At 57.7% G+C, this 23,024-nt stretch carries 17 protein-coding genes; 10 read left to right on the top strand and 7 right to left on the bottom strand.

What is annotated here, in order from left to right:
* Complete coding sequence (locus tag AC2FFE_RS07085) at positions 1-3,138, top strand: efflux RND transporter permease subunit (protein WP_496846277.1); 3,138 nt, start codon at positions 1-3, stop codon at positions 3,136-3,138.
* A gap of 63 nt (positions 3,139-3,201) precedes the next feature.
* Here the strand turns inward: AC2FFE_RS07085 and AC2FFE_RS07090 are convergent, their stop codons facing one another.
* Together AC2FFE_RS07090 and glpD are read right to left on the bottom strand one after the other, a co-directional pair.
* Positions 3,202-3,759 (bottom strand): DUF2087 domain-containing protein, encoded by a 558-nt coding sequence (locus AC2FFE_RS07090; RefSeq protein WP_496846278.1) that lies wholly within the window; start codon positions 3,757-3,759, stop codon positions 3,202-3,204.
* 192 nt (positions 3,760-3,951) lie between these two features.
* Complete coding sequence (gene glpD / locus AC2FFE_RS07095; RefSeq protein WP_496846279.1) at positions 3,952-5,529, bottom strand: glycerol-3-phosphate dehydrogenase; 1,578 nt, start codon at positions 5,527-5,529, stop codon at positions 3,952-3,954.
* 179 nt (positions 5,530-5,708) lie between these two features.
* On the opposite strand from glpD, the gene AC2FFE_RS07100 reads away from it, so the two are divergent.
* From AC2FFE_RS07100 to AC2FFE_RS07115, 4 genes are all read left to right on the top strand, one after another.
* Positions 5,709-6,488 (top strand): DeoR/GlpR family DNA-binding transcription regulator, encoded by a 780-nt coding sequence (locus tag AC2FFE_RS07100; RefSeq protein ID WP_496817636.1) that lies wholly within the window; start codon positions 5,709-5,711, stop codon positions 6,486-6,488.
* Between the two features lie 76 nt (positions 6,489-6,564).
* Positions 6,565-6,921, top strand: coding sequence for a DUF3302 domain-containing protein (locus AC2FFE_RS07105; RefSeq protein ID WP_480497928.1), 357 nt, complete (start codon positions 6,565-6,567; stop codon positions 6,919-6,921).
* 21 nt (positions 6,922-6,942) lie between these two features.
* The gene (locus AC2FFE_RS07110) at positions 6,943-8,088 is read left to right on the top strand and encodes an HlyD family secretion protein (protein WP_496846280.1); all 1,146 of its coding nucleotides are present in this window, start codon (positions 6,943-6,945) and stop codon (positions 8,086-8,088) included.
* Between the two features lie 11 nt (positions 8,089-8,099).
* Positions 8,100-9,662 carry an efflux transporter outer membrane subunit gene (locus AC2FFE_RS07115; protein ID WP_496846281.1) on the top strand — a complete coding sequence of 521 codons (1,563 nt, stop codon included), beginning with the start codon at positions 8,100-8,102 and terminating at the stop codon, positions 9,660-9,662.
* Positions 9,663-9,665: 3 nt separating this feature from the next.
* Here AC2FFE_RS07115 and mprF read toward each other — a convergent pair whose 3' ends face one another.
* Together mprF and AC2FFE_RS07125 are read right to left on the bottom strand one after the other, a co-directional pair.
* Positions 9,666-12,275, bottom strand: a complete 2,610-nt coding sequence (mprF, locus tag AC2FFE_RS07120) for a bifunctional lysylphosphatidylglycerol flippase/synthetase MprF (RefSeq protein ID WP_496817633.1) — start codon at positions 12,273-12,275, stop codon at positions 9,666-9,668.
* Positions 12,276-12,365: 90 nt separating this feature from the next.
* A complete protein-coding gene (locus AC2FFE_RS07125; protein ID WP_480826911.1) occupies positions 12,366-12,794 on the bottom strand; it encodes an Lrp/AsnC family transcriptional regulator in 429 nt (142 codons plus the stop codon).
* Between the two features lie 86 nt (positions 12,795-12,880).
* On the opposite strand from AC2FFE_RS07125, the gene rocF reads away from it, so the two are divergent.
* Entirely contained in the window at positions 12,881-13,801 is a 921-nt protein-coding gene (gene rocF / locus AC2FFE_RS07130; protein WP_496817632.1) for an arginase, read from the top strand.
* Positions 13,801-14,844: an ornithine cyclodeaminase gene (gene ocd, locus AC2FFE_RS07135; RefSeq protein ID WP_496817631.1), complete on the top strand. Its 1,044-nt coding sequence runs from the start codon at positions 13,801-13,803 to the stop codon at positions 14,842-14,844. The genes rocF and ocd overlap by 1 nt, the downstream gene beginning before the upstream one ends.
* A gap of 255 nt (positions 14,845-15,099) precedes the next feature.
* Here the strand turns inward: ocd and AC2FFE_RS07140 are convergent, their stop codons facing one another.
* Genes AC2FFE_RS07140 through AC2FFE_RS07150 form a run of 3 tightly spaced genes read right to left on the bottom strand, consistent with a single transcriptional unit; the run spans position 15,100 to position 18,213 of the window.
* Positions 15,100-16,503, bottom strand: a complete 1,404-nt coding sequence (locus AC2FFE_RS07140; RefSeq protein ID WP_496846282.1) for a TRAP transporter large permease — start codon at positions 16,501-16,503, stop codon at positions 15,100-15,102.
* Positions 16,504-16,506: 3 nt separating this feature from the next.
* Complete coding sequence (locus tag AC2FFE_RS07145) at positions 16,507-17,136, bottom strand: TRAP transporter small permease subunit (RefSeq protein ID WP_496817629.1); 630 nt, start codon at positions 17,134-17,136, stop codon at positions 16,507-16,509.
* A gap of 60 nt (positions 17,137-17,196) precedes the next feature.
* Positions 17,197-18,213, bottom strand: coding sequence for a C4-dicarboxylate TRAP transporter substrate-binding protein (locus tag AC2FFE_RS07150; RefSeq protein WP_496846283.1), 1,017 nt, complete (start codon positions 18,211-18,213; stop codon positions 17,197-17,199).
* A 428-nt stretch (positions 18,214-18,641) separates the two neighbouring features.
* Here AC2FFE_RS07150 and acs point away from each other — a divergent pair, with 428 nt between their 5' ends.
* From acs to AC2FFE_RS07165, 3 genes are all read left to right on the top strand, one after another.
* Complete coding sequence (acs, locus tag AC2FFE_RS07155) at positions 18,642-20,606, top strand: acetate--CoA ligase (RefSeq protein ID WP_496846284.1); 1,965 nt, start codon at positions 18,642-18,644, stop codon at positions 20,604-20,606.
* Between the two features lie 243 nt (positions 20,607-20,849).
* Positions 20,850-21,134, top strand: a complete 285-nt coding sequence (locus AC2FFE_RS07160) for a DUF4212 domain-containing protein (protein ID WP_170530242.1) — start codon at positions 20,850-20,852, stop codon at positions 21,132-21,134.
* A gap of 7 nt (positions 21,135-21,141) precedes the next feature.
* Entirely contained in the window at positions 21,142-22,926 is a 1,785-nt protein-coding gene (locus AC2FFE_RS07165; RefSeq protein WP_480547136.1) for a sodium:solute symporter family protein, read from the top strand.
* The last annotated feature ends 98 nt before the right edge of the window (positions 22,927-23,024 follow it).

The following is a 23,024-nucleotide window of genomic DNA, read 5'->3' on the forward strand; positions in this document are numbered from 1 at the left end:
ATGTTCTCGGCCCTTTTCATCAGCCGGCCCAAGCTGGCGCTTGTCATTTCGCTTGTCCTGACAATCATGGGCGGCATCGGCTACATGGTCCTGCCAGTCGCTCAGTTCCCGGATATCACGCCACCTGTGGTCAGTGTGACTACCACCTACACTGGCGCAAATGCCGAAACGGTGGAAAACACCGTTGCCGCCCCGATTGAGGCACAGGTGAACGGTGTTGACGACATGATTTACATGACGTCAACCTCATCCGACAACGGCTCTTATTCGCTGAATGTCACCTTCGAAGTCGGTACCGATCCTGACATCGCGTCGGTCAACGTGCAAAACCGGGTGTCGCAGGCCACATCCTCTCTGCCCACCGAAGTCACTTCCTCTGGCGTGGTCACTCAGAAGTCTTCGACCAATATGCTGATGCTGGTCACGCTGACCTCGCCGGATGGCACATATGACAGTGTGTTTCTGTCGAACTATGCGTCAATCAACTTGCGCGATGCGCTGGCGCGGGTTCAGGGGGTCGGCAAAGCTGATGTTCTGACCAATCTGGAATATGCGATGCGCATCTGGATGGACCCGGACAAGATGGCTGCCCTGTCCATCACACCTGGTGACGTGATCAGCGCGATTCAGGAACAGAATATCGAAGTCTCTGCCGGTTCGATCGGCGCACCGCCTGTGCCGGAGGGGCAGACCTTTCAGTACACGATCAAATCCAAGGGTCGTTTGACTTCGGCCGCCGAATTCGGGGAAATTGTGATCCGTACAGGCGATGCCGGTTCAATCGTGCGGGTTCGCGACATTGCACGCGTTGAACTTGGCGCACAGTTCTATTCGGCCTCGGGGTATTTCCAAGCGGTTCCTGCAACAGTCATCGGCATCTATCAGGCGCCGGGGGCAAACGCCCTGGCCGTATCTGACCGCGTTCAGGCCGAGTTGGAAAGGCTATCACGCTCTTTCCCGGCGGATGTGGAATATGCCGTCCCCTTTAACACCACCGACTTTGTCGAAGCCTCGCTGAACGATGTAGTTTCAACCCTGATCCTGACTTTCATCCTTGTGATCTCGGTGGTGTTTGTCTTCCTCGGCAGTTGGCGGGCGACCATCATTCCGGCCGTCGCCATCCCTGTGTCATTGATCGGCACCTTCGCCTTCCTGCTGGTTTTTGGCATGTCGCTGAACACGATCTCGCTGTTCGCTTTGGTGCTGGCCATCGGGATCGTGGTGGATGATGCCATCGTGGTCGTGGAAAACGTCGAACGGATCATCGCTGACGAGGGCCTTCCGCCTGCAGAAGCCACACGCAAAGCCATGGGCCAGATCACCGGTCCGGTCATCGCAACCACACTGGTTCTGCTGGCCGTATTTGTGCCCGTGACCTTCATGCCCGGCATCTCAGGCCAGCTGTATTCGCAATTTGCGGTGACCATTTCGACCGCTGTTGTGATCTCATCCATCAACGCGCTGACCTTGTCACCGGCGTTATGCGGGTTGGTTCTGCGGGCCCGCTCCGGCCCTCCCAAAGGTGTGCTGGCCCTGTTCGAACGGTTCATTGGAACGGTACGGAATGGCTATGTCTCGATCGTGCGCAAGCTGCTGATCTTGCCGGTTGTTGCCCTGGGTGTGATCGTGGCACTTGCGATGGGAACCGGCACGATCATGTCCAACACCTCCAGCGGGTTTATCCCACTTGAGGATAACGGCTATCTGTTCGTTGATGTTCAATTGCCGGATGCGGCCACGCTGGAGCGGACTGAAACGGTGACCGCGCGTCTGGACGATCAGATACGCGAAATACCCGGTGTTGCAAGCACGGTTCTGGTGAACGGCTTTTCCCTGCTGAACGGCACCATCACCAACGGTGCCGCGATTTTCGTCAACCTGGATAACTGGGATGACCGGCAGGAGGATGATCTGAGTGCTGATGCCATTCTTGCCAAGATATTGGCCATTGCGAATGGTGAATCCGCAGCCTCGGTCCTGGCGTTCAATCCACCACCCATTCAGGGTCTCGGCATGTCCGCCGGGGTTGAGATGGAGGTGCAGCAAACCGGAGGTGGCACACCGCAGGATCTGGCCTCGGCCGTGGGCTCCTTTGTCTACGCAGCAAATCAGCGGCCAGAAATCGGCCAAGCCTACACGACCTTCCGCGCCAACGTTCCGCAGTTGTTTGTCGATCTGGATCGGGAAAAGGCCAAGACCCTGCAGGTTTCAGTGGCTGAGATTTTCCAGACCATGCAGGCGCAGCTGGGGTCGTATTACGTGAACGACTTCAACCTGTTTGGTCGGGTCTATCGGGTGATGATCCAGGCAGATGGGACCTATCGGGACAATGTCGAGGATATCTCGAACCTCTATGTTCGTTCTCAACAAGGCGAGATGGTGCCTCTGGGCACGTTGATCGATGTTGAGAACGTATTGGGCCCGGTTCTGCTGAAACGACATAACCTGTTCCGCTCGGCCACAGTCACGGCGGTGCCTGCCCCAGGGCTATCTAGTGGCGACGCGATCAGTGTGATGACCGAGGAATCCGCCACCGCCCTGCCCCCCGGCTATGCCTTCGAATGGACGGGGACGGCGCAGCAGCAATTGGCCTCGGGCAGTCTGGTGATCATCATCCTTGGGCTGGCGATCCTGTTTGGCTACCTGTTCCTTGTTGGCCAGTATGAGAGTTGGTCGATGCCCGTGTCGATCCTACTGTCTGTGATCGTTGCCCTTTTCGGGGCGGTGGCCGCCGTGGCCATCGTGGGCAGCGACATCAACCTCTATACCCAGATCGGGATGATCATGTTGGTGGGTCTGGCCTCGAAGAACGGGATTCTGATCGTGGAATTCGCCATGGAGCAGCGCGCCAAAGGTCTGTCGATCAAGGACGCCGCAGCCGAGGCCGCCTATCAGCGTTTCCGTGCCGTGATGATGACAGCGCTGTCCTTCCTGCTTGGAGTTGTACCGCTGCTGGCGGCCAACGGGGCTGGTGCCGCAAGCCAGAAGGCCATTGGTGTGGCCGTATTCGGCGGCATGCTGGCGGCCACCCTGGTTGGCGTGATCCTTGTGCCGGTGCTTTATGCCCTGATGCAGAGCCTGCGCGAATGGCTGAAAGGTAGCAAAGGCGATCCTGATCCGGCAACCGAGACCAGCTGAGATCAACGGTCATGAAACATGATAAAGCCCCGTGCTGGTCACGGGGCTTTTTTTGCTGCGACGCTATGCGGCACTGGCCTCTGCCCGGTTGCGTCGTCGTACAGTAACCTCGCGGATTACGGCCTGCGCTTCTGGTGGTGGGGCCTGCTCAATCCGGCGGTAGTCACTCCCGTCGATTTGTCGCGTCAGCAACCCGCAGGAGATCATAGTGCGCCGCAACGTCGCCGGGTCATCGAACAGGTGCTCTTGCACAAGCCGTTCATTGACCTCCGTCTCGGCCAGGCTAATCCCGGCGGGAACGCTGGCCCATAAGGCCCACAGGGCAAGGGTCTGCACAGCACGTCTGGACGGCCATCGTTTCAGGCGCCCTGCGGCGTCGAATTGAAACAACGCCCGCTCAACCGTCCGCATGTCCAGCGGCCCTGCATCAGGTCGTGTTTCGATACGCCGCTTGGCCGCGTTGGCGGCCCGCATATGCTGCAGGTTCTGAAACCCGGCCGCGCGGGCCAGCATGTTCATCAGGCTGAGATGAGTTGGGCTGGCCTCGCCCAATTGGTGGTTCAAAGCACGCGCGAAGCCGGTCAGGTCATCCACGTGCAAAGGGATAGGAGTTTTGGTCATCATGCATCCATATCGGGCGTTTCATACGCTCGTCGGTCGCTGACTTAACGAAACAACGCCCCTAGGGACTGCGATGTCGTTTCAATCTGAATGGCAGGTTTAGCTCTCCCGCAGGAGCAGCGACGCCTCGGTGTCTGCCGACCGTGCCCAAGGGCTAACATGCTCTGCCCCGGCAGCCAAGCCTTCGATGACCTATGCCTGCAGGCGCCGCGCCATCCACTGATCGATCCGTTCGATCTGCTCTGGCTTCAGCCGCAGACCCAGCTTGTTACGCCGCCAGACCACATCCTCGGCCCTGCGTGCGTATTCCTTGTCCATGAGCCAGGCAACCTCGCGCGCAGTGAGTGTTGCGCCGAAATCTTCGCCGAGATCGGCTGCCTCGGACGCATCACCCAAGACCTCTTGCGCTTCGGTCCCGTAGGCACGGATCAGACGCGCCGCCCAAGGCACAGACAAAAACGGATAGTCGGCGACCAGACTGTCTCTGAGCATCTGCAGGCCATCAACGGGGAAATCCCCGCCGGGAAGTGCCACACCCGCCGTCCAGGGGCCCGGCAAATCCGGGAAATGCTCGCCCACCTTCTCCAGCGCGCTTTCAGCCAGACGGCGATAGGTGGTGATCTTGCCGCCGAACACGTTCAGCACCGGCGCACCGCCGATTGCGTTCACTTTCAGCGTATAATCCCGCGTTGCCGCCGTCGCGCTGCTGGCCCCATCGTCATAGAGCGGACGCACGCCGGAATAGGTCCAGACGATATCGTCCTTGGTAACCGGCTGTGCGAAGTAACTCGTAGCAAAGGCGCAGAGATAATCCTTCTCAGCCTCGGTACAGAACGGGTGTTCGGATGGGTCCGCGTGGTCCTGATCGGTGGTGCCAATCAGGGTGAAATCCTGCTCATACGGAATGGCAAAGATGATGCGCCCATCTTCGCCTTGAAAGAAATAGCACTTGTCATGGTCGTACAGCTTGCGCGTCACGATATGGCTGCCGCGCACCAACCGCACACCTTCGCGCGAATTCACATGGATTTTGGACTGAATGATATCACCAACCCATGGGCCACCTGCATTAATCAGCATCCTAGCGCGGATCACGCGCGTTTCATCACTGTCGCGATCCCTGACCGTAACTTCCCAAAGATCGTCAACCCTGTGGGCGGATATCACCTCAGTCCCAACCATGATCTGCGCCCCGCGCGCCTCGGCATCACGGGCGTTCAACACGACCAACCGCGCGTCTTCGATCCAGCAATCGGAATACTCGTAGGCGGTTTCGAACTTTTTCTGCAATGGCGCGCCTTCGGGTGCGCTGTGCAGGTTCAGCGATCTGGTCCCCGGCAATATCTTACGCCCACCGAGATTATCATACAGGAACAACCCCAAACGGATCAGCCAGGCCGGGCGCCGCCCGCGCATCCACGGCATGACTGTGCTGAGCAGCTTTGAGGTCGGCGTTTCGGAATCGAAGCGCATGTCCTTGTGGTACGGCAGCACAAAGCGCATCGGCCAACTGATATGCGGCATTGCGCGCAGCAGCGTCTCGCGTTCGATCAGCGCCTCGCGCACCAGTCGGATTTCGAAATACTCCAGATAGCGCAGGCCCCCATGAAACAGTTTGGTCGAGGCTGACGACGTGGCCGAGGCCAGATCGTTCATCTCGGCCAAGGTCACCGACAACCCACGCCCGGCGGCGTCACGCGCGATACCGCAGCCGTTGATCCCGCCACCGATGATAAACAGGTCTGCGATGTGATCGTTTGTCGACGTCATGGCCAGTGATTCCCACTACAATCCGGTTGCCTGCATTAATCAGAGCACCCTTCGCGCGATCAAGCTTTATGTTCGTTTATTTTCGTTTTGCAACACAGCTATGAATTTCACGCAGGGAAACTTGCCAAATCGACGTGAAAGAACATAAACGAAGATACCAGAACCACATGGAAATGCCGATGTCCCTGTCCTTTCGCCAAGCCGATATTCTTGAGATCGCCAGCACCGAAGGGCGCGTTACAGTCGATGGGTTGGCCGAACGGTTCGGAGTCACCGTTCAAACCATCCGGCGCGACCTGTCCGAACTGGCCGAAGCCGGCAAGCTGGATCGGGTACACGGTGGCGCGGTTCTACGGTCGAGCCTGGCCAATATCGGATACGAGGATCGCCGCACCCTGAATGCCGACGCGAAAACCCTGATGGCGCAAGCTTGTGCACAGGATATCCCCGATGGCGCATCGGTTTTCCTGAACATCGGCACATCGACCGAAGCCGTTGCCCGCCAGTTGCTGACCCATAAGAACCTGATGGTTGTGACCAACAATATGAATGTCGCCAATATTCTGGTCGACAACCCTGATTGCGAAATCGTGGTGGCGGGCGGCATGCTGCGCCGCGCGGACGGGGGGCTGATCGGCAACCTGACCGTGTCAACCATACGCCAGTTCAAGTTCGACTACGCGGTGATTGGATGTTCCGCACTGGATGTAGATGGCGATCTGCTGGATTTCGACTTTCAAGAAGTTCATGTCAGCCAAACCATCATCGCACAGGCGCGGCGCAGCTATCTTGTGGCGGATCATTCGAAATTCCAGCGCTCTGCCCCGGCCCGGATCACCTCTATGGCAGAGATGGACACCATCTATACGGATAAACCGCTGCCTGTGTCCCTGGTGCAGAATTGTGGTACATGGGAAACCAGGGTTCGTATCTGCGACGCGCAGGGAACTGCGGCGTAAATCCACCATAAATGGATTGACGACCCTCCACCTAGACCGGAGGATAGAAGCACCATCCAAAACAGGAGGCACGAGCATGGGACTATTGGGGCAGCCGCTTGGCTACTACGACTATCTGACCTTCGTGGCATTGATTCTACTCCTGGCCGCTGTGATGGCGTTGTTCCTATTCATCATGGGGTTGCCCGGTCGGATTGCGATCAAACGCAACCACCCACATGCCGAAGCGGTCAAAATCATGGGCTGGATGGGATTTCTGGCGGTTGTGCCCTGGGTCCATGCCTTTATGTGGGCGTTTCATGATGGTGTGACCGTCGACATTCGCCGGGGCCCAGACGAAGAAAAGGACGCCATCCGCAAAGATATCGAACGTCTAGGCGGAACGGTGAAAGAAGAATATCAGGCCGCGTCCGACGAGACGCAGAAAAGCTAAGGCCAAAGGAAACACTCGGACATGTTCGTCGCCCTCGGCATTACGCTGTTCTACATCATTTTCGTCTGGTTCATCTTCTTCAAGATGGAGTGGCTGAAGTTCAACATCGCCTGGGGCATTGTCTCGTTCTGGGTGGGTGCGCACTTGCTGCTGATTTTCCTTGTCGCATTGCGGTTCTTTCAGCCCTTCTCGGTCGACAGCCACGTGGTGCGATCCACCATTCAGATCGTCCCGAAGCTGACGCAACCCACCATCCTGACCGAAGTTCTGGTTGAACCGAACACAACTGTGACAAAGGGCGATCCGCTCTATCGCTTTGATGACACTGTGTTTTCACTGGCTGTAGACAATGCACAGGCGCAATTGGTCGCGGCGCAGCAAAATGCCAAAATCCTGGAACAGGACGTGATTGCCAAAACCGAAGCGGTCGAGCGGGCAAATGCACAGCTGGACTATGCGCTGACCGAACAAGCCCGGTACGAAAACCTGGTTCCTGTAGGTGGCGCCCGACAAGATGAGCTCGACCGCTGGAACGAACAGGTGGCTGAGGATTCAGCAGCCGTCAAACAAGCCGAAGCAAACCTGCAAAAGGCCGTTCTGGCGCAGGACTCCCAGATCGACGGGGTAAACACAGGGATCCTACAAGCGCAGGCGCAATTGGCCGAAGCCAAATATTTCCTTGATAATACAACGATCTACGCACCGGAAAACGGTATGATCGTCTCACAACAGGCCCGCCCCGGTCTGGTCGTTGGCGATATCCGTCTGGGCGCGATTGCCAGCTTCGTGACCGAAGATAACCCCTATCTTCTGGCAACGTTCCGCCAGCAGAACCTGAAATTCGTTGAGGTTGGGCAAGAGGTTGAGGTCGCGCTGGACCTCTATCCCGGTGAAATCCTGCCCGGTAAGGTCGAGGCGATCTGGTGGGCCACGCGTCAGGGTCAGTATCTGCCCTCGGGCCGCCTGCCCGGCTTTGAACTACCGAAACTGCCCGGTCGGATCGCGGTGCAGATCACGGTCGAGATGCCCGAAGAGCATATCCTACCAGCGGGCGGCCACGCCGCCGTTGCCATCTATACTGGTCAGGGCAAGAGCTTTGAGTTTCTGAGGCGTATCAACATCCGCCTTTATTCCTTCGCCAACTTCATCCGACCGCTGGACATTTGAGGACACAGATCATGAAACGGGCCAAACCCTTTCGCCATTTGATGGGAACGGCCCTGTGCGCGGCGATGTTGGCCGCTTGCGCTCCGCTGGGCCCCGATTTCGTGCGCCCGAATTCGCCGGTCGTGAAAGAATGGATCGAGGTCAACAGCCCAAGCGCAGGACAAAGCGGCCTAACCGCGCGCAGCGCACCGGTTGTGAAGTGGTGGGAGACATTCAATGACCCCACCCTGAACAAACTTGTGGCCGAAGCCTATGCCCAGAACCTGAGTTTGCAAGTTGCCGGGGCGCGCGTATTGCAAGCGCGGGCGCAGCTGGGGATCGCCTTTGGTGAGCTTTATCCGCAATCGCAGGCGCTTGGCGGATCCCTGCAAAGGCGCCTTATCAGTGACAATCTTGGCCCGATTGCAGATATCAACCGGATCATCCCTTTGGATACCGAGTTTTCAACCTCGCAAGTGGGCTTTGATGCCCAATGGGAACTGGACGTCTGGGGGGCACAACGTCGCGGCGTACAAGCGGCACGGTCGAACCTCGCCTTGCAGGTGGCGAATTACGATGACGCATTGGTCACGCTAACGGGTGACGTCGCCGCGCTCTATGTGAATATTCGTGCTTTGCAGGAATCCCTTAGCGTCGCCCGAGAGAACATCAAACTACAGCAAGACTCGGCGGATTTGACGCAATTGCGGTTCAACAACGGTGTTACCACCGAACTGGACGTTCAGGAATCGACCGCCCTGCTAAACAACACCAAAGCGCTGGTGCCTGAGCTAGAGAGCGATCTGCAACAGACCAAGAATGCGCTGGCCGTATTGCTGGGCGCGACACCTTCGCGGATGACCAGCCTTCTGGGCAATTCCGGTCGCATCCCATCGGCGCGTTCCAATGTCGCCGTGGGCGTTCCGGCCGAGTTGCTGCGCCGTCGCCCTGATGTTCGCGCCGCCGAGCTGGCCGCCGCCACCCAATCGGCGCAGGTGGGTATCGCCATGGCAGACCTCTATCCACAGTTTGTCTTGTCCGGCTCAATCGGATTGCAAGCCTCGGGCGGGCGCGATCTGTTCAGTTCGAACAGCACAACGGGTCTGGCCAGCGCGGGCGTTGTCTGGAACGTGCTGAACTATGGGCGTGTCAAGAACAACGTGCGGGCGCAGGACGCGGCTTATCAGGCGCTGATCGCAAACTACCAGAACACCGTGCTAACGGCCTATTCCGAGGTGGAAAGCGCTATGGTCGCCTATGCGCAGGCGCGTAAGCAGGTCGGGTTCTATCAGCAAAGTGTCGACGCCTCACGCAAGGCTGCAGAGATTGCGATCAGCCAGTATCGTGACGGGATCGCCAGCTATTCTCGCATTCTGAACACCCAGACTGCGCTGCTGCGTTCTCAGGCCAATCTGATCGAGGCGCGGCAAGAGGTGTCCAGCAACCTGGTCGCTGTCTACAAAGGTCTGGGCGGCGGCTGGCAAATCCGCCAAAACCGGGAATTCCTGCCCGAAACGGTTCTGGCCGAGATGGCATATCGCACCGATTGGGGTGATCTTTTGCAACAGGCCCCGACCGGCGCCAGCCTGAACTAACCTTTACTTCGTCAACCCGCGCAAACCGCCCGAGATCAGGATGTTCACCTCATAGAGGATGCGTGGCGCAGAGAACCCACCGGGGCTGGCCAAGTAATTTGGGCTCCATTCCGGGTCAAACTTTTGTTTGAACGCCCGCAGCCCTTCGAAGTGATAAAACTGTTCCCCGTGTTCATACACAAACCCGCCAATCCGGTTCCAGATCGAGGCGAGTTGGCGGTTCTCGATCCCCGAAAACGGGGCTGCGCCGAGTGAAAACCAGTGAAAGCCCTGCTCGGACCCCCACACCATCATCTCGGCAAAGAGCGCATCCATGACAAAGCTGGGGCTGTCTGGTTCGTACCGCATCAGGTCCAGCGAGAGCTCGGATTTATTGCCCCCCTGAAACAGATTGGCAAAGGCCTTGATCTGCCCGGTCTCTCCGTTTCTCAGCACGGCATGATCAAAATAGGACAGATAAGTGTCATCGAACCCGCCAAGCGCAAACCCTTTCTCAGCCCCCGCTTTTTGCGCCAGCCAATCATCCGAGATTTTGCGAAGCTCCGGCAGTAGCGGCGCAAGCTTCTCTTTCGGGATGACCTCAAACACATAGCCTTCCCGCTCAGCCCGATTCTTGGCCTGCCGGAACCGCTTGCGGGACTTGCCGTCCAGCGAGAATTCCTGAAGCGGAACGCGGGCAACCTCACCGATTTTTAGAATCGATAGGCCCAGATCGAGGAAGGTCGGCAGGTATTTGGTCGAGACGCTGTAAAAGGCACATAGCTTTCCCTCCCGATCAGCCATTTCGCGCAGTTGCCAGATCAGTTGCTGCCCGGCTTTTTCGTCCCCCACGGGTTCACCCTTGGAAATGATGGCGTTGCCCGTATCGGCATAGGCGATAAACGCTGTCTCGTCCGGCGCAATCAGGAACTGTTTGTCTCCAGTCAATGAAATCTGGGACTCCGTGTCTTCGCTCTGCATCACCAGCCGTTCCACGACCTCGGGGATTTCAACGCGCTCTGGCACCGGAATCTCGCGCCCGAACAGCGAGGTGACCGCAACAATGCCCACAATCACCGCTACTATAAGGCTGGAGCGCAAGAAGCGTGAGGCATCGCCGTTCCAAGCAAATTCCCACCACAACGCATTTTGGTATTCGACATGGGAATAGGCAAAAAGGCCGATCCAGAAGATCACCGCCAGCAGAACGACTACGCTGATCAGCCACGGGATATTCAGCCGGAAGATCGACGCCCCGCTGACCCGGTAAAACGCCCCGCGGAACAGTGCCAGAACCGCGATTGTGCCCAACATACTAACGGCTTCGTGTGTATCCAATCCCTTAGCAAGCGACGCTGCAAACCCTGCCACCATCAGCAACATGGCCACGACCCAAGCCCGGTAGAGTTTGCGGAACAGGCCCCTAGAGACCAATAACAGCAATACGCCGACGGCACTGCCCACAAGATGCGAGGCTTCGATGAACGACAAAGGCAAGACATCGCGCAAGACGCTGAGGTTTTGCGAATTTGATGGTAACGCGCCAGAAACCAGCAAAATCACACCAGCAATCGCTGTCACACCCGCCGCCACCATCGGAACAATCGGGCGGATCGCCCGATAGACCCAGCTGGCTGCGCCACCAATCCTCTGGCGCTGCGTCAAGGCCGAGGCGACGGCGATCGACAGACTGGCGATAGCGAAAGGCAGAAAGGTATAGACAACGCGATACAACAGCAGCGCAGCGATCACATCCGACCGACCCGACGCCCCTAATCCCGCAATTACTGTAGCCTCGAATACGCCGATCCCGCCAGGCGCATGGCTTAGAATGCCAGCCGCAATAGCCGCCACAAAGATCGCAAAGAAATAGGGGTAACCTACACCCAGATCGTCCGGCATCAGCACATAAAGTACCATGGATGCGCCAAACAGGTCGCCCATCGCCGCCAGTGTCAACAGGCTGGCCAGTTTCCCGCCAGGCAGATCAAACTCGAACCCCGCGAATGAAAAGCGGCGCCCACCGGTGGCCAGCCAGATAAAAACCGCCACCAATCCGGCCAGTAAAATCAGACCAATAGCCGTCTCAATCGTTTCACTGACGGGCAGAACTTTGGATATCCCGTCCGGGTGCAATGTCAAAAGCACCCCCAGGATCAAAGTCAGCCCCATCCAGAACGCAACCCAAGACGTGGCGATCACCCCTGCGACCCGAGCCAGATCCAAACCCAGTGAGGCGTAAATACGATACCGGATAGCGGTACCTGTGATGTATGAAAATCCCAAACAGTTCGAAACCGCATAACCACAGGCCCCGGCCATGCCCGCAACTGGCAACGGTACCTCGCCGTCTGCAACACTTTGGACGGCAAAGACATCATAAAAGGATAGCGATAAAAAGCTGACGGCCGTCCAGCACAGCGCGATAAAAAACACGGTCCAAGGGGTAGCTGCGATATCAGATTGCACATCCGCCCATTTCACATGGGACGAAAGGTCATGCAGCACTGTCAAAGCGACCAACGTGATCACAACTGGAATGGCAATCCGCACCCACGGCTTTTCCAGAAGGCCTGTCAGCTTTTCGGCCCATTGCAGGGCTTTGGGCTCAACGCCTTGGTCTTGTGCGGTCATGGCTCTGGCCCCTGCCTGTAGATCACCCGTGGCGGAACTGTGTCACAATTTCCTTCCCGGTCAAAGCACTAGGGCAATTAAGACTGGAAATCACAACCGCCCCTTGCGCGTTGACAGCAGCAGGTTGGTCTCGGACCGGGTGATCCCCTCCATCCGTCTGATCTGAAACAGAACTTCGTCCAGCTCAACCAGCGTTTCAGTGCCAATCTCGGCAATCAGATCCCAACTGCCATTGGTCGAATGCACGGCACGCACCTGACGCATGGCACCGATACGCGCCATGGTTCGTTCGGTACCGCGCCCTTCGATCTCCAGCATCATCAGGCCCCGCACCGGACTTTGTGCCTCGTCCTGCCGGGTCAACACGGTGAACCCGACAATCTCGCCGGACTGCTTCAATCGCTGCATCCGACTGCGCACGGTCGTGCGGGTCACGCCCAATGTTTCCGCAAGTTCCGACAGAGATGCGCGCGCATCTCGATGCAAAGCACTGATCAGCCGTGTATCCAGTTCGTCCATTGAACCTTTCCATTTCGGATTTTCAAAGCCCATTTTGAACAATTTGCGGGCTTCCAGCAAGATATATCGAACGGCTAAATGAATCTATGGAAAGCAAACACATTATTTTGGTCGGGGCCCCGATGGATTCAGGCAAACGACGACAGGGATGCCGGATGGGCCCCAATGCCCTTCGCGTCGCAGGCCTGGATCAGGCGCTCGCCGATCTGGGACATAACGTAGCGGATTGGGGCGATGTGGACCCGGATCAGGTGGATCTGGCACCGCATTCCCATCTGTTCTCACTTCCCGAATGCGTGGGCTGGACCCGCGCGCTCAGCCGTACTGCCGAACAGGCGGCGTCTGAGGGTACGCCCATTTTTATGGGCGGCGATCATGCCCTGTCGATGGGCAGCGTTGCGGGCATGGCCGCGCACGCGAAACAGATGAACCGCCCCCTGTTTGTGCTTTGGCTTGACGCGCACAGCGACTTTCACACGCCGCAAAGCACAGACAGCGGAAACCTTCATGGCACCCCCGTGGCCTATTTCACGGGGCAGCACGGTTTCGAGGCTTTCCCTGCGCTGCCTGCCACCATCCCCACAGATCGCGTTGGGATGATCGGTCTGCGTTCAGTCGATCCGGCAGAGCGCGCCGTCCTGGAACAGAAAAGCGCGATGCTGGCTGATATGCGCAGCATCGACGAACATGGAATCAAAGCGCCATTGATGGCCTTTCTGGATCGTGTCCGCGCCGAAAACGGACTGCTGCATGTTTCACTGGATGTAGATTTCCTGGATCCGGCCATCGCGCCTGCCGTCGGTACAACCGTCCCCGGAGGCGCGACTGAGCGCGAGGCCCATCTGGCCATGGAGTTGCTGCACGAAAGCGGATTGCTCTGCTCGCTGGATCTGGTTGAGTTGAACCCGTTTCTTGATGAACGCGGACGCACCGCGAAACTGATCGTCGATCTGGCCGCCTCATTGATGGGACGCCGGATCTTTGACCGCCCCACCCGGAGCTTCTGATGACCGCACCCTCTGACAAGGCCCTTGTTCCTTTTGTATCCGTCGACAACATGATGCGGCTGGTCCACCATATCGGTGTCGAACAGATGATCAACAGGATCGCAGCTCAGATCGAGGCTGATTTCAAACGGTGGGAAAGCTTCGACAAGACCCCTCGCATCCCGGCCCATTCCCCACATGGTGTGATCGAATTGATGCCCACCTCGGATGGCGAAGCTTACGGGTTTAAATATGTCAACGGCCACCCAAAGAACACCTCCGAGGGTCTTCAGACCGTCACCGCCTTTGGCTTGCTGGCAGATGTCTACACAGGCTACCCCACCCTGCTGACCGAGATGACCATGCTGACGGCCCTGCGTACTGCAGCAACGTCAGCCTTGGTCGGTCAGTATCTGGCCCCGAAGAACGCAACAACAATGGCAATGATCGGCAATGGCGCGCAGTCAGAATTCCAGTGCCTGGCCTTCAAAACCATGTGCGGGATCGACACAGTACGCCTCTATGACATCGACCCGAACGCCACCGCCAAATGCGCCGCCAACCTGCAAGGCAAGGGCCTAAACGTCATCGCCAGCAAAACCGCTGAAGAGGCCATTGAAGGCGCGCAGATCATATCAACCTGCACCGCTGACAAGAAATATGCCACCATCCTGACCGACAACATGGTCGGCCCCGGCGTGCACATAAACGCCATCGGCGGTGACTGCCCGGGCAAGACCGAGCTGCACCGCGATATCCTGTTGCGGTCCGAGATCTTCGTGGAATACCCCGAGCAGACAAGGATCGAAGGTGAGATTCAAGCGCTTGAAGATGATCACCCAGTGACCGAGATGTGGCAGGTGATGACGGGACAAGCCGAGGGACGCAAAGACAATCGCCAGATTACCCTGTTCGATAGCGTGGGCTTTGCCATCGAAGATTTCTCGGCCCTGCGTGTCGTCAAAAACGTGGTTGCCGATACAGCGTTTTATGAGCCACTCGATATGTTGGCAGACCCGGACGATCCTCGCGATCTGTTTGGAATGTTGATGCGGGCAAAGTAACACCCGCGCCGATCCTTTAGTGACCGTGAAGGAGGAGGCTCTGCCCCCGCCGCCCTTCGGGCGCCTCCCCCGGGATATTTTTGGCCAGATGAAGTAATGGATCATTAACCAAAACCATCCAGTATGGAGAGGCGGTACAGGCAGGGATGCCGATGGCCGCGCCAGGTAAAGCTCTCTGGGCGGAGGTTCAGAGGGTGAATCCCTGCTTCTTCTGGCCAAAAATATCCCGGAGCGCGAGGCAGAGCCTCGCTGCCCCTACCCCGCCAAGGATGGCAAGTAGAGGACAATGCCCGGGAAAGCCACAAGCAGCGCAATTGTCAACGCATCGGCGATGAAAAACGGTGTCACACCTTTGAACACATCCTGAACACTCAGATCAGGTCGCACGCCGGCGACAACAAAACAGTTCAAGCCAATGGGCGGTGTGATCAGACAGAACTCGGCCATCTTGACGACCAGAATACCGAACCAGATCGCGCACATCGGACCGGACATGCCAAAGGCGCTGTCTGCGGCGCTGACGGTTTCGCCACCGTTCAGGGCCATCACCGCCGGGTAGACAACCGGAAGGGTCAGCAAGAGCATCCCGATGGCATCCATGAACATACCCAGCACGGCATAGGCCAGCAGGATGCAGATCAGAATCAGCATCGGGGACATTTCGAGCGACGTGATCCAATCTGAGAACGCACCCGGCAAATCTGCGAAGCCCAGAAAACGCACATAGATCAAGACGCCCCAGATGATCGAAAAGATCATCGCCGTCAGTTTGGCGGTTTCCAACAGGGCAGATTTGAACTCCGGCCAGCGCATGCCGTGGAACAGGGCGAAACAAAAAACGATGAATGCGCCGATTGCGCCGCCTTCGGTAGGGGTGCCCCAGGCTTTGTCGCCAAAAGGGTTATAGACAAAGCAGATGATAATCAGGATCACGGCCACGATCGGAAGGGCTCCGGGCAGTGCGGCGAAGCGTTGTTTCCAACTGAAGCCCGTGACCGGCGGGCCTACGGATTTGAACACAACTGCAATGCCGACGATCAGCAGACCATAGACAAGCGCTGAAAACGCCCCGGGTATGAACCCCGCCAGTAGCAGTTTTCCGACGTCCTGTTCAACAATGATGGCGTAGATCACAAGAATCGCTGATGGAGGGATGAGTGACGCCAAAGTGCCACCCGCCGCCACCACACCTGCGGCAAAGCGTTTGTTATAGCCAACGCTCAGCATCTCTGGGATCGCAATGCGGGCAAACACGGCAGATGTGGCTACTGAAGCGCCAGACACCGCGGCGAAACCTGCGGTGGCAAAGATGGTCGAAACGGCCAGCCCGCCCGGCACCCAGGCGATCCAGCGTTTGGCCGCTTCAAACAAGGCACGGGTGAGACCAGCGTAGTAGGCCAAATAGCCGATCAGGATGAAGGTCGGAATCAGGCTGAGCGTATGGGCCGCCACCTTGGAATGCGGCACCTGCCCGGCTGTTTTCACGGCCACCGTGACGGCCTTGCCAAGACGGCCAGGGTCATACCCGAACTTGGCCCAGAAAATCCAGACAAGCCCGAACAGCCCGGCCAGGCCCGCAGCAAAGGCCACGCGCATACCGGTTACAACAAGAAGCAGCAGGAAGCTGGTGACCCAAAGGCCGATCTCAATCGTATCCATGTGCTAGCCCTGCCCGTCGAATTGTTCAGCCTCGGCAGCGGCTTGCGCGGCAGCATCCTGGATCAATGGCACGGCAACCGGCGTTTCGAGCCCCAGAAAAAGGGCCCGCCCATATCCCCAGGCTTGCAGGACCAGCCGCAAACACAGCACAGAAAACGCCGCAGGCGCCAACAATTTCGCAGGCCAAAGCGGGATGCCGATGTCGATTGAACTGTCACGGCTCCACAGCGGAGCGCCGAAATCGAAGGACCGGTCGAAATGTGACCAGCTGCCCCAGACCAGAGCCAGCATCAGGACAAGGATAAGGACGATCGAAACAAGTTCAAACAGCCACAAGGCCCGCCCATGCAGGCGAGAGATCACGATATCCATCCGAATATGCCCACCGTCGCGCTGCACATATGAAATGCCAAGAAACGCGATCAGCGGCATGGCCTGTTCGATCCAGTCCACATAGCCGGGCAGCGGCGCATTAAAGGTGTTCCGACCACTGACCGAAACAACGGCCAGAACCATCAGGCTGAACACGGCGAATCCGCTTATCAGCGCCATGAAACGCTCTAGCATCAGCAAACGCTGATCCAGCTGGCTGAGGCGGCTGCCATCTTCCAGCACCGTGGCTTGACCTGCCATTCCGGTGATCCTTTGTAGTGAAGCTATTCGGGCACCCGGTAAGGGTGCCCGAAAATAAGATTAGTTCCCGCCGCGCTGTTGCTGCAACGTGGCTTGAACAAGATCATAGAGTTCTTGCGCCGGAAGGCCCTGGGCAGACATATCCGCGATCCACTGTTCGCGGATCGGGTCAGCCGCCTTTGTGCGGAACTCTTCGATGACCGCGTCGTCAATCATCACTTTCTGAACGCCTTTTTCGGACAGAACGCTATCCCATTGCTCCAGCAGACCGCCGTAATTCACCAGATAATGCGCAATTGCTTCGTCAATCGAACTGTCGAGCGCTTCGCGATGCTCGGGCGACAATGCCTCATAGGCGTCGATGTTCACAACAACCGGGCAATTCACCGTGCCGGGGTTCAGATTTGCGGTCCACCAATCGGCCTCGTTGATCGTGCCGAAGGACAGATGCGCGTGTTGGGCAAAGGCCACGGTGTCGACAACACCGGATTCCATCGCGTTGTAGGCTTCGGTTGCGGGAACTGATGTCGGAACCCCGCCGACAGCCTCGAATGCCTGACCCAGACCGCCGGTGGCGCGGACGCGCATGCCTTCGAAATCGGCCAGTTGATCGCGTGGATCACCGGTACCCACAAGATTGTATTGCGGCATGGGCGACGTCATCAGAATACGTGCATTCCACTGCGCCATTTCGTCGGCCACGGCCGGATGGTCATAGACCGCATGGCTGACCGCGACTTCTTCTTCCAGATTGTTCACGCCCAAGAAAGGCAGTTCCAGCACAGTGATCGCGCGGTTCTTGTCGCGATGATAACCTGCGCAAAACTGCGCAACCTCAAAGGCGCCGATCTCGATCCCGTCCAGGTTCTCGCGCGGTTTGGACAGGCCGCCATAGCTGACATTGATGGTGAACTCGCCACCGGTTTTTTCGCTCACCAGTTCGGATAGCTTTTCAACATGCTCGGTAAAGGCACGGCGCTTGCCCCAGACCGAGGCATTCCACTCCGTTGCGGCGGCTTCGGTGACAAAGGCAATCCCAAGGGCGGTGACAGCCGCACCGCTCAAATACTTTTTCATTCTGATGTCTCCCTTACATGCACCTCCTCCCGAGGCGCTTGGGAAAAAGTTAGCGCCAACCCCCGCCTCTGCCAACCCCGCAGAGGTGCCAATGGATACGCGCAGGTCATGTTCACACCATGGATCAGGCCTTGGCCCAGTCTGACTTTGAGACGAAACGACGAAAGGGATGATTTCGACGATGGCAGGCAGCATTACAGCTTATGCGTTGATTATCATCACTTTTTCGATATATTTTACAAATTTGTTTACAAAAATATACTTGAGAAAGAAATTTTTTGACAAACAAATGCAGGGATTACCGCAATTTATTTATTTATTTTCAGAACGCAGCAATACTGCGCTCGGGGAGGAATGGGATCGACATTACCCGTTCGGCGGGCAAAGAAGATCCAGAACAATCCAGTCCAGAGGGAGGAGCCTCAAAAATGACTACCGCTGCCCAGGCAGATGCCAAGACATATGCGCCATCCGCAGATACCATCGCGCGCGCGCATGTTGATGCCGCCAAGTATGACGCGATGTATGCAGCTTCGATCAGTGACGCCGACGCTTTCTGGGCCGAGCAAGGCAAGCGCGTCGACTGGATCAAACCCTTCTCTCAGGTCAAAGACGTCAACTACGATCTCGGCTCGGTCAAGATCAACTGGTTCGCTGATGGTACGCTGAACGTATCCGCCAACTGCTTAGACCGCCATCTTGAGACACGCGGAGATCAGACGGCGATCATTTGGGAACCCGATGATCCAAATGATCCCGCCCAGCACATCACCTATGCCGAGTTGCACCGCCGCACGTGCCGGATGGCGAACATTCTGGAAACGCTGGGTGTGCGCAAAGGTGACCGGGTTGTGATTTATCTGCCGATGATCCCCGAGGCGGCCTATGCGATGCTGGCCTGCGCACGGATCGGCGCGATCCATTCTATTGTTTTTGCAGGATTTTCACCGGACGCCTTAGCTGCACGCGTCAATGGGTGTGACGCCAAGGTTGTCATCACCGCTGACGAAGCCCCGCGCGGGGGCCGTAAAACGCCGCTGAAATCCAACGCTGATGCGGCCCTGCTGCACTGCAAGGACACGGTGAAATGCCTCGTCGTCAAGCGCACAGGCGGTCAAACCACTTGGATTGATGGCCGCGACTTTGACTATAACGAGATGGCCCTGGAAGCGGATGACTATTGCGCACCTGCTGAAATGAGCGCCGAGGATCCGCTGTTTATTCTCTACACCTCCGGTTCGACCGGTCAGCCAAAAGGCGTCGTGCACACCACCGGCGGTTATCTGGTCTACGCCGCAATGACGCATGAGATTACCTTCGATTATCATGAAGGCGATGTTTACTGGTGTACGGCGGATGTGGGCTGGGTGACCGGCCACAGCTATATCGTCTATGGCCCGTTGGCCAATGGGGCGACCACGCTGATGTTTGAAGGCGTACCAACCTATCCGGACGCCAGCCGCTTCTGGCAGGTCTGCGAAAAGCACAAGGTCAATCAGTTCTATACCGCCCCAACTGCGATCCGTGCGCTAATGGGCCAAGGCACTGAGTTCGTCGAGAAATGCGATCTGAGCGACTTGCGCACATTGGGGACCGTGGGTGAGCCGATCAACCCGGAAGCCTGGAACTGGTACAATGAGGTTGTCGGCAAAGGCAAATGCCCCATTGTGGATACATGGTGGCAGACCGAAACCGGCGGTCACCTGATGACCCCCCTGCCCGGTGCACATGCGATGAAGCCGGGTTCGGCCATGAAACCTTTCTTTGGCATTCAGCCCGTGGTTCTGGACCCGCAATCCGGGGTCGAGATCCAAGGCGATGGGGTCGAAGGCGTTCTGTGTATCAAAGACAGCTGGCCCGGCCAGATGCGCACCGTCTGGGGCGATCATGAGCGGTTCGAGAAGACCTATTTCTCGGATTACAAAGGCTATTACTTCACCGGTGACGGATGCCGCCGGGATGAGGATGGTGACTACTGGATCACTGGCCGCGTTGACGACGTGATCAACGTCTCGGGCCACCGCATGGGCACCGCCGAGGTGGAAAGTGCGCTGGTCGCGCATGCCGCTGTGGCCGAGGCGGCCGTGGTTGGGTATCCCCATGAAATCAAAGGGCAAGGTATCTATTGCTACGTCACTTTGATGAATGATCGTGAGCCTTCGGATGAGCTGTTGAAAGAGCTGCGCACTTGGGTTCGGACCGAGATCGGACCGATTGCCAGCCCGGATGTCATTCAGTGGGCTCCCGGCCTGCCCAAGACCCGTTCGGGAAAGATTATGCGCCGCATCCTGCGCAAGATCGCGGAAAACGACTTTGGCAGTCTGGGCGATACATCAACCCTGGCCGACCCGTCAGTGGTTGAAGACCTGATCGAAAACAGGGCCAACACCTAGGCCCTGATCTAAGACGACCTCACCGCCCGCGCAGGAGGACCTTGCGGGCGATGAGACACACGAATGGGAGGAGATAGGCCGCAAGGCTTTGATCCTGAAACCGAATACTTCGATTGAACCGCCTTGGCGGAACAGCGGAGTTTTGCCGGACGTCATGAAACGTTTGGCACAACGAAGAAGCGGCGCGTCGCACTGGAGGAGTTGTGCAGCGCCGCCCAAGAGGGAAGCGAAGGAGGACACCGCATGGCGGATCATTCATCAAACTCCGCGCAGGCTGCCGATGCCGATAAGGGCTATTGGCAGGCCAACCTGCGCCTCATCTACATCAGCCTCGTTATCTGGGCGCTGGTGTCGTTTGGATTCGGCATCCTGCTGCGTCCGCTTCTGTCGGGGATCGCCATCGGCGGCACCGATCTGGGCTTTTGGTTCGCTCAGCAAGGATCAATCCTGGTCTTTCTGGTGCTGATCTTCAACTACGCCTGGCGCATGAACAAGCTGGACGCTGAATACGGCGTGGACGAGGAGTAAGCGAGCAATGGATCAGTTTACCATCAACCTGCTGTTTGTTGGCGCATCCTTCGCGCTCTACATCGGCATCGCGATCTGGGCCCGTGCTGGGTCCACATCTGAATTCTACGCCGCCGGTCGCGGCGTTCACCCGGTCACCAACGGTATGGCGACAGCGGCAGACTGGATGTCTGCGGCCTCGTTCATCTCGATGGCCGGCCTGATTGCCTTTACCGGCTATGACAACTCGACCTTCCTGATGGGGTGGACCGGTGGCTACGTGCTGCTGGCTCTGCTGCTTGCCCCCTACCTGCGTAAATTCGGCAAGTACACCGTCTCGGAATTCATTGGCGACCGGTTCTACAGCCAAACCGCACGTGTCGTTGCGGTTGTCTGTCTGATCGTTGCGTCGGTGACTTACGTGATTGGTCAGATGACCGGCGTAGGCGTGGCCTTTGGTCGCTTCCTTGAGGTCGACAACACCACAGGCCTGCTGATCGGTGCCGCAGTTGTGTTTGCATACGCGGTGTTTGGTGGGATGAAAGGCGTGACCTACACGCAGGTCGCTCAGTACTGCGTGCTGATCACCGCCTACACCATCCCGGCAATCTTCATCTCGCTGCAACTGACAGGCACGCCGATCCCGGCCTTGGGTCTGTTTGGCGACACCGCAAGCGGTGAGCCGCTACTGACCAAGCTGGACGCGATCGTGACCGAGCTGGGCTTTAACGAATACACAGCCCACCACTCGAACACACTGAACATGGTACTGTTTACGCTGTCGCTAATGATCGGTACTGCTGGTCTGCCGCACGTGATCATGCGCTTCTTCACTGTGCCGAAAGTCTCTGACGCACGTTGGTCCGCTGGCTGGACGCTGGTCTTCATCGCTCTGCTGTATCTGACCGCCCCTGCGGTTGGTGCCATGGCACGTCTGAACATCAGTGAAATGATGTGGCCCAATGGCGGCATCGAAGGTGGTGCTGTGAGTGTCGAACAGATCGACAACGACCAGCAATATGACTGGATGGCCACGTGGCAGAAAACCGGTCTGTTGGACTGGGAAGACAAGAACGGCGACGGTAAAATCCAGTACTACAACGACAAATCCGAAGCGATGCAGGCCATTGCGGAAGAAAAAGGCTGGGTTGGTAACGAGCTGACCAAGTTCAACCGCGACATCCTGGTTCTTGCGAACCCGGAAATTGCCAACCTGCCAGGTTGGGTTGTGGGTCTGGTTGCTGCCGGTGGTCTGGCTGCGGCGCTGTCCACGGCTGCGGGTCTGTTGCTGGCGATCTCGTCAGCGGTGTCCCACGACCTTGTCAAAGGGGCGATCAACCCGTCGATCTCTGAAAAGGGTGAGCTTCTGGCGGCGCGGATTGCCATGGCTGTGGCCATCGTGGTCGCAACATGGCTGGGTCTGAACCCACCGGGCTTTGCGGCGCAAACCGTGGCCCTGGCCTTTGGTCTGGCGGCAGCCTCGATCTTCCCGGCGCTGATGATGGGGATCTTCTCGACCCGCATCAACAACACCGGCGCGGTCGCTGGCATGATGGCTGGCCTGGTTGTGACCTTGGTCTACATCTTCCTGCACAAAGGCTGGCTGTTCATTCCGGGTACCAACTCGTTCACCGATGCTGACCCGCTGCTGGGTCCGATCAAGTCGACCTCGTTCGGCGCCATCGGTGCAATGATCAACTTCGGCGTTGCCTACGTCGTTGCCGGTATGACCAAAGAGACTCCGCAGGAGATCGTTGAATTGGTCGAAAGCGTTCGCATTCCCCGTGGTGCTGGCGCAGCTCAGAATAAATGAGCATGATGCGGTGCATGAATAACCTCTATGTGCCGCGTCTTTCGACTTACTGTTCCCGCCCGGCATTCCACCGGGCGGGATTTTTGCTTGGAGATCAT

The organism is Ruegeria sp. YTSA168 (assembly GCF_059610045.1).

Bases quoted from the DNA above. Each gene is read 5' to 3' on its own strand.
- AC2FFE_RS07085 (WP_496846277.1), top strand. From the start codon at position 1: ATGTTCTCGGCCCTTTTCATCAGCCGGCCCAAGCTGGCGCTTGTCATT.
- AC2FFE_RS07090 (WP_496846278.1), bottom strand. From the start codon at position 3,759: ATGACCAAAACTCCTATCCCTTTGCACGTGGATGACCTGACCGGCTTC.
- glpD (WP_496846279.1), bottom strand. From the start codon at position 5,529: ATGACGTCGACAAACGATCACATCGCAGACCTGTTTATCATCGGTGGC.
- AC2FFE_RS07100 (WP_496817636.1), top strand. From the start codon at position 5,709: ATGTCCCTGTCCTTTCGCCAAGCCGATATTCTTGAGATCGCCAGCACC.
- AC2FFE_RS07105 (WP_480497928.1), top strand. From the start codon at position 6,565: ATGGGACTATTGGGGCAGCCGCTTGGCTACTACGACTATCTGACCTTC.
- AC2FFE_RS07110 (WP_496846280.1), top strand. From the start codon at position 6,943: ATGTTCGTCGCCCTCGGCATTACGCTGTTCTACATCATTTTCGTCTGG.
- AC2FFE_RS07115 (WP_496846281.1), top strand. From the start codon at position 8,100: ATGAAACGGGCCAAACCCTTTCGCCATTTGATGGGAACGGCCCTGTGC.
- mprF (WP_496817633.1), bottom strand. From the start codon at position 12,275: ATGACCGCACAAGACCAAGGCGTTGAGCCCAAAGCCCTGCAATGGGCC.
- AC2FFE_RS07125 (WP_480826911.1), bottom strand. From the start codon at position 12,794: ATGGACGAACTGGATACACGGCTGATCAGTGCTTTGCATCGAGATGCG.
- rocF (WP_496817632.1), top strand. From the start codon at position 12,881: ATGGAAAGCAAACACATTATTTTGGTCGGGGCCCCGATGGATTCAGGC.
- ocd (WP_496817631.1), top strand. From the start codon at position 13,801: ATGACCGCACCCTCTGACAAGGCCCTTGTTCCTTTTGTATCCGTCGAC.
- AC2FFE_RS07140 (WP_496846282.1), bottom strand. From the start codon at position 16,503: ATGGATACGATTGAGATCGGCCTTTGGGTCACCAGCTTCCTGCTGCTT.
- AC2FFE_RS07145 (WP_496817629.1), bottom strand. From the start codon at position 17,136: ATGGCAGGTCAAGCCACGGTGCTGGAAGATGGCAGCCGCCTCAGCCAG.
- AC2FFE_RS07150 (WP_496846283.1), bottom strand. From the start codon at position 18,213: ATGAAAAAGTATTTGAGCGGTGCGGCTGTCACCGCCCTTGGGATTGCC.
- acs (WP_496846284.1), top strand. From the start codon at position 18,642: ATGACTACCGCTGCCCAGGCAGATGCCAAGACATATGCGCCATCCGCA.
- AC2FFE_RS07160 (WP_170530242.1), top strand. From the start codon at position 20,850: ATGGCGGATCATTCATCAAACTCCGCGCAGGCTGCCGATGCCGATAAG.
- AC2FFE_RS07165 (WP_480547136.1), top strand. From the start codon at position 21,142: ATGGATCAGTTTACCATCAACCTGCTGTTTGTTGGCGCATCCTTCGCG.